At 67.8% G+C, this 14,285-nt stretch carries 12 protein-coding genes and 1 tRNA gene; 8 read left to right on the forward strand and 5 right to left on the reverse strand.

The features are described 5' to 3' along the window. Nucleotides 1-277: 277 nt before the first annotated feature. Both OHA61_RS17395 and OHA61_RS17400 read right to left on the reverse strand, forming a co-directional pair. Entirely contained in the window at nt 278-748 is a 471-nt protein-coding gene (locus tag OHA61_RS17395) for a RidA family protein (RefSeq protein WP_361907192.1), read from the reverse strand. Continuing rightward, complete coding sequence (locus OHA61_RS17400; protein ID WP_121891618.1) at nt 745-906, reverse strand: DUF4177 domain-containing protein; 162 nt, start codon at nt 904-906, stop codon at nt 745-747. The genes OHA61_RS17395 and OHA61_RS17400 overlap by 4 nt, the downstream gene beginning before the upstream one ends. A 96-nt stretch (nt 907-1,002) precedes the next feature. Here OHA61_RS17400 and OHA61_RS17405 point away from each other — a divergent pair, with 96 nt between their 5' ends. Both OHA61_RS17405 and OHA61_RS17410 read left to right on the forward strand, forming a co-directional pair. Further along, entirely contained in the window at nt 1,003-1,965 is a 963-nt protein-coding gene (locus OHA61_RS17405; protein WP_406303790.1) for an ArsA family ATPase, read from the forward strand. After that, nucleotides 1,962-3,248 carry an ArsA family ATPase gene (locus OHA61_RS17410; RefSeq protein ID WP_406303791.1) on the forward strand — a complete coding sequence of 429 codons (1,287 nt, stop codon included), beginning with the start codon at nt 1,962-1,964 and terminating at the stop codon, nt 3,246-3,248. Before OHA61_RS17405 ends, OHA61_RS17410 begins: the two co-directional genes overlap by 4 nt. Nucleotides 3,249-3,345: 97 nt before the next feature. On the opposite strand, the gene OHA61_RS17415 is transcribed toward OHA61_RS17410, so the two are convergent. After that, a complete protein-coding gene (locus OHA61_RS17415; RefSeq protein ID WP_177149633.1) occupies nt 3,346-3,690 on the reverse strand; it encodes a WhiB family transcriptional regulator in 345 nt (114 codons plus the stop codon). 394 nt (nt 3,691-4,084) lie between these two features. On the opposite strand from OHA61_RS17415, the gene OHA61_RS17420 reads away from it, so the two are divergent. Further along, nucleotides 4,085-6,316 carry a transglycosylase domain-containing protein gene (locus OHA61_RS17420; RefSeq protein ID WP_406303792.1) on the forward strand — a complete coding sequence of 744 codons (2,232 nt, stop codon included), beginning with the start codon at nt 4,085-4,087 and terminating at the stop codon, nt 6,314-6,316. A 115-nt stretch (nt 6,317-6,431) separates the two neighbouring features. On the opposite strand, the gene OHA61_RS17425 is transcribed toward OHA61_RS17420, so the two are convergent. Beyond that, nucleotides 6,432-6,896, reverse strand: coding sequence for a GatB/YqeY domain-containing protein (locus OHA61_RS17425; protein ID WP_406303793.1), 465 nt, complete (start codon nt 6,894-6,896; stop codon nt 6,432-6,434). A gap of 174 nt (nt 6,897-7,070) precedes the next feature. Here OHA61_RS17425 and mptB point away from each other — a divergent pair, with 174 nt between their 5' ends. The 5 genes from mptB to OHA61_RS17450 all read left to right on the forward strand — a co-directional run bounded on the left by mptB (nt 7,071) and on the right by OHA61_RS17450 (nt 12,638). Further along, nucleotides 7,071-8,507 carry a polyprenol phosphomannose-dependent alpha 1,6 mannosyltransferase MptB gene (gene mptB / locus OHA61_RS17430; protein WP_361907229.1) on the forward strand — a complete coding sequence of 479 codons (1,437 nt, stop codon included), beginning with the start codon at nt 7,071-7,073 and terminating at the stop codon, nt 8,505-8,507. Between the two features lie 67 nt (nt 8,508-8,574). Further along, nucleotides 8,575-9,891 carry a glycosyltransferase 87 family protein gene (locus tag OHA61_RS17435; protein WP_406307387.1) on the forward strand — a complete coding sequence of 439 codons (1,317 nt, stop codon included), beginning with the start codon at nt 8,575-8,577 and terminating at the stop codon, nt 9,889-9,891. Further along, nucleotides 9,786-10,712, forward strand: a complete 927-nt coding sequence (locus OHA61_RS17440; RefSeq protein ID WP_406303794.1) for a metallophosphoesterase — start codon at nt 9,786-9,788, stop codon at nt 10,710-10,712. Before OHA61_RS17435 ends, OHA61_RS17440 begins: the two co-directional genes overlap by 106 nt. A gap of 89 nt (nt 10,713-10,801) precedes the next feature. Continuing rightward, nucleotides 10,802-10,875: transfer RNA gene (locus tag OHA61_RS17445), tRNA-Pro, on the forward strand. A 578-nt stretch (nt 10,876-11,453) separates the two neighbouring features. Beyond that, nucleotides 11,454-12,638: a Fic family protein gene (locus OHA61_RS17450; protein WP_406303795.1), complete on the forward strand. Its 1,185-nt coding sequence runs from the start codon at nt 11,454-11,456 to the stop codon at nt 12,636-12,638. A gap of 115 nt (nt 12,639-12,753) precedes the next feature. Here OHA61_RS17450 and OHA61_RS17455 read toward each other — a convergent pair whose 3' ends face one another. Next, nucleotides 12,754-14,271 (reverse strand): LacI family DNA-binding transcriptional regulator, encoded by a 1,518-nt coding sequence (locus OHA61_RS17455; RefSeq protein WP_406303796.1) that lies wholly within the window; start codon nt 14,269-14,271, stop codon nt 12,754-12,756. Nucleotides 14,272-14,285 lie beyond the last annotated feature (14 nt).

Below are 14,285 nucleotides of genomic sequence, written 5' to 3' on the forward strand. Positions count from 1 at the left end.
TCCCTCCTGCGTTCAGATGGTTAGGAAACGTTCCTAACCGTGGACAGGTCACACCCGCCGACGCGTCCACGTCAAGAGAGATGCAAGGGATTACCGAAGACGAGTGGGGCCCCGCATCCACCGGAAAACCGGCGGACACGGGGCCCCATATGGCACTTGACCAGGAGCTTCAGCTCCGTACAAGCTCCGCTCCGTGCTGAACGATCAGTCAGTCCCGCACGGCGCCTCAGGCTCGCACGGCACCTCAGTCCTCAGCAGTTCAGTCCTCGACAGTGCGTCAGTCCTGGACGAGCTCCACCTGGATCTCGACCTCGACCGGAGCGTCCAGCGGCAGCACCGCGACGCCCACCGCGCTGCGCGCGTGCACACCCTTGTCGCCGAACACCGCGCCGAGCAGCTCGCTGGTGCCGTTGAGCACGGCGGGCTGGCCGGTGAAGTCCGCGGCCGAAGCGACAAAGCCGACAACCTTCACGACGCGGGCGATCCGGTCCAGGTCGCCGACGACCGACTTCACGGCGGCCAGCGCGTTCAGCCCACAGGTGCGCGCGAGCTCCTTCGCCTCCTCGGGGGTGACCTCGGCGCCCACCTTGCCGGTGACCGGAAGCTTGCCCTCCACCATCGGGAGCTGGCCTGCGGTGTAGACGTACGCACCCGACCTGACAGCCGGCTGGTACGCGGCCAGCGGCGGCACGACCTCCGGCAGCGTCAGCCCGAGTTCGGCGAGCTTCGCCTCGACGACGCCGCTCACGACTGCTTCTCCCGCTTCAGATACGCCACGAGCTGCTCGGGGTTGTTCGGCCCGGGAACGACCTGGACGAGCTCCCAGCCGTCCTCGCCCCAGGTGTCCAGAATCTGCTTGGTCGCGTGCACGAGAAGGGGCACGGTCGCGTATTCCCACTTGGTCATGGAGCCGACTGTAGCCGCACCGGCCGCCCGCCTCGTGACGCAGCCCGCAGGCAGCCTCCTGCATGGGCGACAGCCCGACTGGTTAGGCTCGAATACGTGAGCAGGCTCCAGGTCGTCAGCGGCAAGGGTGGTACCGGTAAGACGACGGTGGCCGCCGCCCTCGCGCTGGCCCTCGCAACCGAGGGAAAGCGCACTCTGCTTGTGGAGGTCGAGGGCAGACAGGGCATCGCACAGCTCTTCGAGACGGAGGCGCTTCCTTACGAGGAGCGGAAAATCGCCGTCTCGTCGGGCGGCGGCGAGGTGTTCGCGCTGGCCATCGACGCCGAGCGCGCGCTCCTCGACTACCTCCAGATGTTCTACAAGCTGGGCAGCGCGGGCCGCGCGCTCAAGAAGCTCGGCGCGATCGACTTCGCGACGACGATCGCGCCCGGTGTCCGGGACGTACTGCTGACGGGCAAGGCCTGCGAGGCCGTACGCCGCAGGACCAAGCAGGGCCCGTACGTCTACGACTACGTGGTGATGGACGCCCCGCCCACCGGCCGCATCACGCGCTTTCTCAATGTGAACGACGAGGTGGCGGGCCTGGCCAAGTTCGGCCCGATACACAATCAGGCCCAGGCCGTGATGCGCGTACTCAAGTCCCCCGAGACCGCGGTCCATCTGGTGACGCTGCTGGAGGAGATGCCCGTCCAGGAGACCGCGGACGGCATCGCCGAGCTGCGCGCCGCCGACCTGCCCGTCGGCAAGGTCATCGTGAACATGGTGCGCCCCCACATCCTCGACGAGGAGGCGGTGCGCGACGCCGCGGGCGACCGGCGCGCGGACATCGCCAAGGCACTCACGGCGGCGGGCGTCGGCGGCTCGACGAAGCTCGTCACTCCGCTCCTGGAGCAGGCCGCCGACCACGCCCAGCGCGTGGAGCTGGAGCGCGAGCAGCGCGCGACGCTGGCCGGTTTCGGCCTGCCGACGTACGAACTCCCCCTGCTGAGCGAGGGAGTCGACCTGGCGGGGCTCTACCGGCTGTCGAAGGAACTGCGGAAGCAAGGGACCGGCTCATGACCCTGGACGCGGCGGCCGCTCTGGAAGTCGACCCGCTGATCGACGACCCCGCGACCCGCATCATCGTGTGCTGCGGCGCGGGAGGCGTCGGCAAGACCACGACCGCCGCGGCCCTTGGCGTACGGGCGGCAGAGCGGGGCCGCAAGGTCGTCGTCCTCACCATCGACCCGGCCCGCAGGCTCGCCCAGTCCATGGGCATCGACTCCCTGGACAACACCCCGCGCCGGGTCAAGGGCATCGAGGGCGAGGGCGAACTGCACGCCATGATGCTCGACATGAAGCGGACCTTCGACGAGATCGTCGAGGCCCACGCGGACGCCGAGCGGGCCCGGGCGATCCTGGAGAACCCCTTCTACCAGTCTCTGTCGGCCGGTTTCGCGGGCACGCAGGAGTACATGGCGATGGAGAAGCTGGGGCAGCTGCGCGCCCGTGACGAGTGGGACCTGATCGTCGTCGACACTCCGCCCTCGCGCTCGGCGCTGGACTTCCTTGACGCTCCCGGGCGTCTCGGGTCCTTCCTGGACGGGAAGTTCATCAAGCTGCTGATGGCGCCGGCGAAGATGGGCGGCCGGGCGGGGATGAAGTTCCTCAATGTCGGCATGTCGATGATGACGGGGACGCTCGGCAAGCTGCTCGGCGGTCAACTCCTGCGCGATGTGCAGACGTTCGTCGCCGCGATGGACACCATGTTCGGCGGCTTCCGCACCCGCGCCGATGCCACCTACCGGCTGCTGCAGGCGCCCGGTACGGCCTTCCTGGTGGTCGCGGCGCCGGAGCGGGACGCGCTGCGGGAGGCGGCGTACTTCGTGGAGCGGCTGGCGGCGGAGGAGATGCCGCTGGCCGGTCTGGTGCTCAACCGGGTCCATGGCAGCGGCGCCGCCCGTCTGTCGGCCGAGCGGGCGCTGGCGGCCGCAGAAAATCTTGATGAGGGCCGCATTGTGGATCAAAGGTCCGGGAAGACTGGTGTTCGTGACTCCACGGCCGCCTCTCCCGAATCCCAGCCCGTGGACAGCACCCCCGTGGACGGCACCACCCCCGAGCAACACACCGCCGCGGACCACACCACAGAACAGCTGACGGCGGGTCTGCTGCGCCTGCACGCCGAACGGATGCAAGTGCTCGCGCGCGAACAGCGCACGCGCGACCGTTTCACCGCGCTCCACCCCGAGGTGGCGGTGGCCCAAGTGCCCGCCCTGCCCGGCGATGTACACGATCTCGCGGGGCTGCGAGCCATCGGTGACCGGCTCGCGACCGGCGGTTCCGCTCCGGCCGGAGCTGTGTAATCAGTCGGACGCCCCGTACACAGGCACAGACGCCCTGAAGACAAGTGCCGTTTGAGAAGCGCCGTTTGGAAGCGCCGTTCAAACAAACAGCGGTGGGCTACCCCACCGCTGCGTACGTCTCGTATGTCTCGTCGTCGTCGAGGCCCACGGGCAGGATGCCCGCGCTGCGCTCGTACTCCGTACGCGCGGTCTCGAGCAGCCTGCGCCAGGAGGTGACCGTGGGACGCCTGCGCAGCAGTGCGCGCCGTTCCCGCTCGGTCATTCCACCCCAGACGCCGAACTCGACGCGATTGTCGAGCGCATCGGCCAGGCACTCGGTCCGCACCGGACAACCGGTGCACACCGCCTTGGCCCTGTTCTGCGCTGCCCCTTGTACGAACAGTTCATCCGGATCGGTAGTGCGGCAGGCTGCCTGCGCACTCCAGTCGGTTACCCAGCCCATGCCGGCGCCGTCCTCTCCCGAATCGAGGCTCCCCCACGGCGGCAGCGGCATATTCACCGCTGCCAGTTGAGGACGTTACGGAAGGTGGGCACAGCGCAACACCCCCTTCGGGCCCAATCTTGAATGGCCCGAACGGACTATGCGTACGCGGCAGATCACCCAGGGGAGTGAGCTGAGGGCATACGTCACTATCCCGACAAAACGGGACAGGTTAGTTGAGTCACAACGGACGTCGGGCGACGCATGAGGCGGATTCGGACAGCGGCCCGCCGGCTTCGGGTACAGCGGGAATCCGGGAAGGCCTTGATGCAGAACCGCACTGCTGTGACAGTTGTGAGCAGCTTAGGCCAAGGCATATACGCGTGTCCGGCGAATGAGAACGTAGGCTGCCCCCATGCCAAAGAAGCGCTCCGGCGGAGGTCTGACAGGGACCCAGCAGGCCGCCAAGTTCCTCGGTGTCAGCGTGCTCTCCGGAGCGGTGCTGGCAGGCATCGCCCTGCCCGCCGTCGGTGCGCTGGGCCTCGCGGCCAAGGGGACGGTCAAGGGATTCGACGAGATCCCGGCCAATCTCAAGACTCCGCCGCTGAGTCAGCGCACCACGATCCTGGACTCGCAGGGCGGGCAGATCGCGACGGTCTACTCACGCGACCGCACGGTGGTGTCGCTCAAGGACGTCTCCCCGTACATGCAGCAGGCGATCGTCGCGATCGAGGACTCACGCTTCTACGAGCACGGCGCGATCGACCTCAAGGGCGTCCTGCGCGCGCTCAACCGCAACGCCCAGGAGGGCGGCGTATCCCAGGGCGCCTCGACCCTGACCCAGCAGTACGTGAAGAACGTCTTCGTCGAGGAGGCGGGCGACGACCCCGACAAGGTCGCCCAGGCCACCCAGCAGACGATCGGCCGCAAGATCCAGGAACTGAAGTACGCGATCCAGGTCGAGGAAGAGCTGGGCAAGAAGAAGATCCTGGAGAACTACCTCAACATCACTTTCTTCGGGCAGCAGGCGTACGGCATCGAGGCCGCTTCCAAGCGCTACTTCTCCAAGTCCGCCAAGAACCTGAAGCTGGAGGAGGCGGCGATGCTCGCGGGCATCGTGCAGTCCCCCAGCCGCTACGACCCGGTCAACGACACACAGGAGGCGACCAAGCGTCGCAACACCGTGCTGCAGCGCATGGCCGACGTCCACGACATCACCCAGGCGGAAGCGGACAAGGCGAAGGCGGCTCCGATCGGCCTGAAGGTCAGCAAGCCGAAGAACGGCTGCATCACGGCAGTCAACGGCGCGGGCTTCTTCTGTGACTACGTACGCGAGGTGTTCCTGTCCGACCCGGTCTTCGGCAAGACCAAGGAGGACCGGGCCAAGGTCTGGAACCAGGGCGGCCTGACGATCAAGACGACGCTGGACCCGCAGGCCCAGAAGTCGGCCCAGAAATCGATCAAGGAACACGTCTACAAGACGGACGACGTCGCCACCGCGGTGACGATGGTCCAGCCAGGCACCGGCAAGATCGTGGCGATGGGCCAGTCGCGGCCGTACGGCTTCGGCAAGACCGAGACCCAGATCAACTACTCGGTCAACCAGGGCATGGGCGGCTCGAACTACGGCTTCCCGGTCGGCTCGACCTTCAAGCCCTTCGTGGCGGCGGCGGCGATAGAACAGGGCAAGCCGCCGACGCAGGTGTATCCGGCGCCGTACGAGATGCCCTACCCCTCGCAGGTGGCGACCTGCAGCGGAAAGCCGTGGGTCAACCTCGGGGACCAGCGGCTCAAGAACGAGAACGAGAAGGAGGTCGGCCCGTACGCCCTCCAGGATGCGATGGCGAAGTCGGTCAACACCTACTTCGTTCAGATGATCGCCGACATCGGTCTCTGCCCGGTCGTGGAGATGACTCAGAAGCTCGGAGTGGTGCAGGGCAACGGCAAGAAGCTCCCCGAGGAGCCCTCGGCGCTCACTCTGGGCTCCACCGGTATCTCGCCGCTGACCATGGCCAACGCGTACGCGACCTTCGCCAACCGCGGCACCTACTGCACGCCGACCGCGATCGAGTCGATCGCGACGGCCGACCGCAAGAACCTCGAGGTCCCGAAGTCCACCTGCGGCAAGGTCATGTCCGAGCAGACGGCGGACACCATCAACACCCTGCTGCGCGGAGTGATCGACTCCGGTACGGGCCAGCAGGCCGGTCTCCAGAGCCGTGACAACGCGGGCAAGACGGGTACGACCGACGAGCGCAAGAACGCCTGGTTCGTCGGCTACACCCCGAACCTCTCCGGCGCCGTCTGGGTCGGCAGCCCCACCCAGCTGGTGAAGATGGAGCGCATCTACATCGGCGGCGAGTACCAGGAGAAGGTCTTCGGCGGTCAGGTCCCCGGACCGATCTGGCGCGATGCGATGACCGGGGCCCTGGAGGGCAAGGAAGCGCTGCCGTTCGTCACCGTCCCGATCCCGGACCCGCCCAAGCAGAAGCCCGAGAAGCCGGACGGCGGCAAGCCAGGTGACCACCGGGGGCAGGACAACGGCGGGCAGGACCCGTTCCCCGACATCTCGATCCCGCCGGACCTGATCGGCGGCGGGAACAACCGCGGCCAGGGGAACGGCGGGACGGGTGGCGCATTCCCGTAAGAAGTCGTCCGCGGCAGTCGCGTACAAGTACTTCGCGCACAGGTAGTGGCGTACGAACCGAGGGGACCCGGCCGGGCGGCCGGGTCCCCTCGATCGTGGTGTGTCTCTGCGCGGCTCAGCCCGTGAGCAGCTGCTTCACCGCGGCGGCCACCCGGCCGCCCTCGGCGCGCCCTGCCACCTTCGGGTTCACGATCTTCATGACGGCCCCCATGGCCCGCGGTCCCTCGGCGCCGGCGGCCTTCGCCTCCTCGACGGCCTGCGCGACGATCGCGCTCAGCTCGTCGTCGGACAGCTGCTTGGGCAGGTACGCGTCGAGCAGCTCGCCCTCGGCCTTCTCCCGCTCGGCCGACTCGGTCCGCCCACCCTGCAGGAACGCCTCGGCAGCCTCGCGGCGCTTCTTCGCCTCCTTGGCGATCACCTTCTGCACCTCGTCGTCAGAGAGCTCGCGCGCCGTCTTGCCGCCGACCTCCTCCTTGGTGATCGCGGTGAGGGTCAGCCGGAGTGTGGAGGAGCGCAGTTCGTCGCGCGCCCTGATGGCGGCGGTGAGGTCTTCCTGGAGCTTGGACTTGAGGCTGGTCATGGGGTCCAGTGTGGCAGGTGGGTCGATGTCCTGGCCCGCGCATTTCGCGGCGGCAGTCCGGACGGGCCGCAGAACCCCTCGTGCGTATGTTTGTAAGACTGCCGACATATGGCGGCCGCACGATGGCGATGACGACGTCGCCTTTCGGACACCGCCCGTTGACACGCTGCCCAGATGCTGGTGCTCCCCGTCTCCGTCGACACCCGCCGCTGCCAACTGCTCGGCCTGGTGGGCTCGGCAGCGCTTGCCGCGGGCGGCGTGACAGCCGGCGCCCTGCCCGTACGGAATGCTCTCGCACCGGAGTCGGGCCGGGCCGCCCTCGGACTGGTCGCCGCGTACTTCGGACTCGTCCTGCTGGTAGCGGCCTGGGCGCTGCTGGGGCGGGCGGTCCGCGGACCCAAGCCGCCCGGGCGGCGCACGCTGCTGCTCACGCTCGGGCTGTGGGCGGCCCCTCTGCTGCTTGCGCCGCCGCTGTTCAGCCGGGACGTGTACAGCTATCTCGCGCAGGGCGCCATGGTCGACGCACAGATAGACGTCTACACGCACGGGCCCTCACGGCTCGGCGGACCGCTGCCCGCCGAGGTGGCGCCGCTGTGGCAGCACACCCCGACTCCATACGGACCGCTCTTCCTCGCCTGCGCCCGAGCCATCACCGACTTCACCCGCAGCGAGGTCTTCACCGGCGTGCTCGGGATGCGGCTCGTCGCCCTGCTCGGGGTCGCCGTGATGGTCTGCTGCCTGCCCGCGCTGGCCCGGCACTGCGGGGCGGACCCGGCAGCCGCGCTCTGGCTCGGGGCGCTCAATCCGCTGGTGCTGCTGCATCTTGTCGGCGGTGCCCACAATGACGCGATCATGCTCGGCCTGCTGGGCGCCGGTCTGGTGGCCGCCCTGGGGCGCTGGCCGATCGTCGCTGTCGTCCTGGTCACGCTCGCGGCCTTGGTGAAAGCGCCCGCCGCGCTCGGGCTGCTGGCCGTCGCCCTGCTCTGGGCCCGGCAACTGGACGGCCGTACCCCACGGGTGAGGGCCGCGGCGGCGGTCCTCGGGATCAGCGCCGCGACGACGGCGGTGACCACTGCCCTGACCGGCACCGGCTACGGATGGATAGGCGCCCTGGACACCCCGGTCTCGCCGCAGAACTGGTCGCTCACCTCCTCGCTCGGCCGCATGACCGGCGCACTGCTGGAGAACGCAGGCAGCGGGCTTGCCCAATTCGCCGCGCCCGCCTGGCACTTGGCGGGCCTCGGCGCCACCGCCCTGGCCGTACTGCTCGCATGGCGGCGCCACCACCGGCTGCGCCCTGTGTACGCACTCGGGCTGAGCCTGATCGCGGTGGCCGTACTCGGACCGGCGATAAGGCCCTGGTACGTGCTGTGGGGGCTGTTCCTGATAGCCGCGGCCGGACCCGACAGTTGGGTGCGCCGCACGGTCGCCGTCGCGAGCGGAGTACTTGCCCTGGCCGTACTGCCGAGCGGCTTCGCGCCCGAGGGACCGCAGGTGGCGCTGGCGACCTGCGGCGGAGTCCTCGCCGTACTCGCGCTGTGGTGCGCCCACCGCATGACGGAGCGCGCCGCGGCCCGCACCGGGACGGACCCGCTCGGAAACGCCGCATGACGAAGACGTCGGCCAGCCGCCGGACGAGGCCAGGGAGCACCACATGTCGATGACCAGATCCACGGCCATGACCTGGCCGACGACCACGCGCGGACGGCTGTCCCTCGTCGGGGGGCTGGCGGCCGCCGTCGGGCTCTTCCTGGCCACGGTCCCGCTGCACCGGGACTGGTTCGACCTCGGTGTGTACTACGGAACCGTCGAGTCGTGGACCGACGGCGGACGCATCTACGACTATCTGGTCCCGGGGACGCACTACGGCTTCACCTACCCGCCGTTCGCCGCCGTGTGCATGCTGCCGATGACCCTGGTCGACTGGCAGAGCGCCGTCGCGATCAGCGTGCTGCTCAACCTCGCGGCGGCGGGAGCGGTGCTGTACTGGTCGGCCGGAACCGTCGTGCGGCGGCAGGGCTGGAGCCGGTGGTTCACCTTCGCCGTCGCGGGCTGTCTGTTCGTCCTGCTGGAGCCCGTCCGCGACACCTTCAGCTTCGGCCAGGTCAATCTGCTGCTCCTGGCGCTCGTACTGTCCGACGCCTGGCTCCTGTCCACTGGCCGCGGCCGCTTCGCGGGCTTCGGCATCGGCCTGGCCGCCGCGATCAAACTCACCCCAGCCGTCTTCATCGGCTACCTGCTGGTCACGCGCCGCTGGCGAGCCGCCGCCACCGCCACGGGCGTCGCGACCGGCGCCACACTGCTCGCCATGTGGGTGGCGCCCGACGCCTCGCGGGTCTACTGGACCGAGGCGATGTGGAACACCGACCGGGTCGGCTCGCTCGCGTACGTCTCCAACCAGTCCTGGCAGGGAGTCGTCGCCCGGCTCTCGGAACCCGACGCCCCCAGCCGCACGGTCTGGGCGCTCGGCGTGATCGTGATTCTCTGCCTCTGGGCCTGGCGGGCCCGCCGGGCCGTGGCCGCCGGAGACGAACTCGCGGGCTTTGCTGTGACCGGCCTCACGGCCTGCCTCATCAGCCCGGTCACCTGGGTGCACCACCTGGTCTGGGTGTTCCCGGCACTGGCCGCCCTCATCGACGCGGGGCTGCGCCTCGAGAAGGGTGACCCGAGACGGCGCCGCCTGCTGCGCTGGGCGGGCGCGATCTACGTCATCCTGTGCAGCAGCGTCGTATGGCTGTGGAGCTGGGACGCGACGGGCATCGACGGCTTCCTCGGCAGCAACACGTACGTGTGGATCTGCCTCGGTCTGCTCATCGCGCTCCCCCTGCGGGAAGGGGCGGCCGCCGCCCGGCCGCTCCCCCACCCCGCCGGGTCTGCAACGATGGGCGCATGCGCGCACGCTACGGAGTACCCCTGGGAATCACGGCAGTCGGCGCGGCCGGCCTCGCCTACGCCGCCGGCTTCGAAGCCCGCTCCTTTCGCCTCCGACGGCTGACGGTTCCCGTCCTGCCGCAGGGGATGCGCCCGCTGCGCGTACTCCAGGTCTCCGACATCCACATGGTGTGCGGCCAGCGCAAGAAACGGGCATGGCTCCAGTCCCTGGCGGGCCTGCGCCCGGACTTCGTGGTCAACACCGGCGACAACCTGTCCGACCCGGACGGCGTACCCGAGGTCCTCGACGCGCTGGGCCCGCTTCTCGAATACCCCGGCGTCTACGTCTTCGGCTCGAACGACTACTACGGCCCCACGCTCCGCAACCCGGGCCGCTATCTGATCGAGAAGGCCCAGGGCCGACACGGCCTGAACGGCAACGCCGCGGCGGTCGGCGTGGTGCACAACCCGTGGGAAGAGCTGCGCGACGCCTTCGACACGGTGGGCTGGGTGAACCTGAGCAACACCCGCGGCAGCCTGAAGCTCGACGGCTACGAACTCGCCTTCACGGGCCTCGACGACCCGCACATCAAACGCGACCGCTACGACCGCGTCGCCGGCGGCCCGGACACCGCCGCCGACCTCTCCGTGGCCGTGGTCCACGCCCCGTACCTGCGCACGCTCGACGCCTTCACGGCGGACGGTTACCCCCTGATCCTGGCGGGCCACACCCACGGCGGCCAGTTGTGCATCCCGTTCTACGGCGCCCTGGTCACCAACTGCGACCTGGACACGGCCCGCGTCAAGGGCCTCTCGACCCACCAGAACGCCGGAAACGTCTCCTACCTGCACGTCTCGGCGGGCTGCGGCACGAGCCGCTACACCCCGGTGAGGTTCGCGTGCCCGCCGGAAGCGACACTGCTCACACTGGTGGCGCGGGACTGAGACGGCCCCGGGAGGTGCGCGAAAACCGGATTTCGTCCAGGGGCGCGGGTGGGCTAAAGTAATCGATGTCGCCGCGACAGCGGTGACATCGGGGTGTAGCGCAGCTTGGCAGCGCGCTTCGTTCGGGACGAAGAGGTCGTGGGTTCAAATCCCGCCACCCCGACAGCTGAAACACCAGGTCAGGCCCGGTCTTCCGTCGAGGAAGACCGGGCCTGAGTTGTCTCTGGGGCGCTGCTGGGAGAAATCTGGGAGAAGATCTTGCAGTCAGGTTCCCCTTGGCGGTTCCGGACGCTCCGTCAGTTCGCCAGCAAGACGTCACCGGGCAGAGCGATCGACGCCGCCACCGGCGAGCCACGACCCCCTGCAGCGAAGCCCAGCGCAGGCTGGCGGTGAGTGAAGCTTGCCTGACTGGCGGAGCGGACTTGAACACCGAAGCAACGGATGGCGCGCCGGTTCGCCACATCCACCTGCCATCGATGCAGACATGCTGGCGACCCTCACGCCTACCTCACCGTCCGCCACTTTCACCTTGCGTAACCACCCATCCGAAATCAATCACACTAAGTAACGTTCCATGAACCTTGAATTCCCCTGCTCTGATTTCAAGGTCACGCACAGCAAATACCTGACTCGATTCTGCTAAATCACCAGCTCAGGGGCCTAACTCCCCGTTCAGGCCACGCAAGAGCAACCTTGAAGTCGCAGCCATGAAATTCAAGGTTGTGGCAGTATCCTTGCATTGTGGATAAGGATCTCTTGGAAGGGTCGCCCATCGGGACCCTGGTGCCGATCAGTGGCTACGATCCCCGAGCGAGTCGGGAGTACCACACCAGCGCATATGTGCCCGACAACCTGCACAACACGGTCGAGCTGAGCGGCGCAACGCACACGGCTGTCGCAACGGCGGCCGCCGCGGTCGCAAGGGCTGACCAAGCTGCCCGGCAGCTTCCGAACCCGTTGCTGTTGGTTCGACCCTCGATCCGACGTGAGGCCGTCAGCACGTCTGCCCTTGAGGGGACGTACGCGGCGTTCACTGACGTTCTTGAAGCCGACTTCATGGATCGCGCGAACCTGTCTGCCTCGGTCTCCGAGGTTATGAACTACGTGCATGCAGCCGAAGAGGCCATCGCATGGGTGAAGGATCGCCCGATCACCCTTGCTCTCCTGCAGCACCTCCAGGGCCTCCTCGTGACGGGCACACCCAGCGAGACCCGTGACGCCGGCCGCATTCGCACCACACAGGTATTCATCGGTTTGAACAGCGCAAACGTGGAGGCCGCCCGCTTCGTTCCGGCACCACCAGATCACCGCCTGCGAGACGGCCTACTCGCGTGGGAGGGCTGGATCAACGGAACCCAAGAGATGCATACGCTGGTGAAGATGGCGCTCGGGCACTACCAGTTCGAGACGCTTCACCCGTTCAACGATGGGAACGGACGCCTTGGTCGGTTGGTGGTCGTCCTGCAGCTCATGGTTGCGGGTGAACTGCACCTCCCCATCCTCAACGTCTCGCCGTGGCTCGAAGTGCGACGCCAGGCCTACCAAGATCATCTGCTCCGCGTCAGCGTGACGGGCGACTTCAACCCCTGGGTCTCCTTCTTTTGTCAGGCCGTAGAAGCGCAAGCCCGCGAGGCAACACGACAGGTCAGCGGCCTGATCGAACTCAAGCAGTCGTTCATGGACCGGTTGCGCGAGCTACGAGCCAAGGGTGTGTCACTGGAGATCGCGGAAGACTTGATCGGCTATCCCATGCTGACCGTCCGCAATGCCGCTGATCGGTACAACGTGACATACCAGGCAGCCAACCAAGCGGTGGCGAAGCTTGTCGACCTGGGAATCCTTCAGCAGCGATCAGAGGGGAACTACGGTCGGATCTTCGGGTGCAACGATGTCTTGAGGATCATGCAACAACCTCCAGCGACGTAAAGCCCGCTTCAGGAACGCGAGTTCATGGAACGCGTCGCATCCAAGTGACATTCCAGGGCAGGCCCGGCCTCCCTCTTGAGGGAGGCCGGCCTCAAAGTTCCCAGCCGCCTCAGCGTCACGAACACTCGGCCAGGCGTGCCCGCAGAAGATCATCGAGCACCTCTACTGTCGAAGTGGAGCACATCTGCAGTCGGGCATCCAGCGCCCGCTCCCACTCGACCGTGAGATCTGCGAGCAGGTCCTCGCGCATCTGCCGAGTGATGTGCGAGTAGCGCGCCTGCACTGATCCGTCGATGTGCCCCATACGCTCATCCATCAGCTTCGGCGGAGTACGGAACCCCTCCATCCGCGTCTTGGCTGTGTGACGCAGCCCGTGAGGCGTCAGCCCTTTCGCGATCGGCACCCAGCATGCGTCTGCTCGAGCGTGTGCCCCTCTCCCCCGCGTCGGCACTCCGGGCCAGGGTTCGGCGAGCACGGGCACAGGCCGTGCCTCCTGCGGCGCCTTCTTCGGGTACCAGCCCGAGGCGGCGGGCGTGAAGAGCCACGTGGCGAATCCGTTCCTTCTCCAGTGCGCGGCCTGGTCGACGGCACCCCCGCCACGGGTGAAGCCGAGGGCAGCGATGGCTTCCCGCACACGGGTTCTGGTCTCCTCGGCTACCGCGTCGGGCCGGTTGAGCACGTTGGACACGGTGCCCGTGGAAACCCCCGCGCGTCTCGCCACGTCCACCACCTTCGCCCCCGTCTCCCCTGTCCGGGAGACGCCCTGTCCGCGAAAGAAGTACGTCCTGCCGTGGCACGGACAGGGCGTCGGTCGCGTACGAGCAAGGTGACCGGACCACAGGCGAACGAGGAACGGTGGGGCATCGACCGTGCGATAGCTGTCGTCTTTGGGAGGGCAGCGCTCGAACTCGCCCGAGTCGAGTTCGTACAGCTGCCATTCCACGCGGACAGCGGCGGGCCGAAGAAACTCGGTTTCCAGGCCCACAAGTTCGCCCCACCGCATGCCGGTGTAGCCCTTGGTGACCACGGCCACGAACTCATCGTCACGGCCTGAGAGGAGTGACGCGCGCTCGGCGATGAGCAGGATGCCGAGCGGGTCCGTGACCACCTTTTCCGGGCTTCGGTCGCGCGAGCGGCCGGCACGCTTGCCCCTGCCCCGGCGCTTGGTTGCTGCGTTGGAGCTGATGAGTCCCTCATCCACCGCGTCTTCAAGGACCAGGTGGAGTGTGCCGCGCCAGGTCTTCACGCTGGACGCGGCGTAGAGGGCGGCCCTTTCCTTCTTGTCCCAGGCGTCGACGTCGGCGCGCTCTATCGACGCGAGCGGGCGATCCTCGAATTCGGGGAGCAGGTGCTCTTCGAGGTGGCGGCGGTAGTTCTGCATCGTGGAAGCGGCTAGGTCCTGCGCCGCGTACCACTGTGAGGCGTACTCGCCGAACGTCATCTGTCCGGCGGCGGGATTCCTCCAGCCGCCTGAGCGGACCTTGGCCTCTTCGGCATCGGCAGCTTGCTTGGCTTCGCGCTTCGTGCGGAAACGGATGACGTTCCCGGCATCGTCAGCGACCGAGCCGTACTTGCCTGTTGAGATCTTGTAGCGGCCACGCCAATACGTGCCGCGGTTCTCTGCGAACCCCATGCTCCCTCTTGCAG

The sequence above is a fragment of the Streptomyces sp. NBC_00885 genome (assembly GCF_045207475.1).
Lineage (GTDB): Bacteria > Actinomycetota > Actinomycetes > Streptomycetales > Streptomycetaceae > Streptomyces.

Coding starts and splice junctions, on each gene's coding strand:
- OHA61_RS17400 (WP_121891618.1), bottom strand. CDS start 906: ATGACCAAGTGGGAATACGCGACCGTGCCCCTTCTCGTGCACGCGACC.
- OHA61_RS17410 (WP_406303791.1), top strand. CDS start 1,962: ATGACCCTGGACGCGGCGGCCGCTCTGGAAGTCGACCCGCTGATCGAC.
- OHA61_RS17415 (WP_177149633.1), bottom strand. CDS start 3,690: ATGGGCTGGGTAACCGACTGGAGTGCGCAGGCAGCCTGCCGCACTACC.
- OHA61_RS17420 (WP_406303792.1), top strand. CDS start 4,085: ATGCCAAAGAAGCGCTCCGGCGGAGGTCTGACAGGGACCCAGCAGGCC.
- OHA61_RS17425 (WP_406303793.1), bottom strand. CDS start 6,896: ATGACCAGCCTCAAGTCCAAGCTCCAGGAAGACCTCACCGCCGCCATC.
- mptB (WP_361907229.1), top strand. CDS start 7,071: ATGCTGGTGCTCCCCGTCTCCGTCGACACCCGCCGCTGCCAACTGCTC.
- OHA61_RS17435 (WP_406307387.1), top strand. CDS start 8,575: ATGACCTGGCCGACGACCACGCGCGGACGGCTGTCCCTCGTCGGGGGG.
- OHA61_RS17440 (WP_406303794.1), top strand. CDS start 9,786: ATGCGCGCACGCTACGGAGTACCCCTGGGAATCACGGCAGTCGGCGCG.
- OHA61_RS17455 (WP_406303796.1), bottom strand. CDS start 14,271: ATGGGGTTCGCAGAGAACCGCGGCACGTATTGGCGTGGCCGCTACAAG.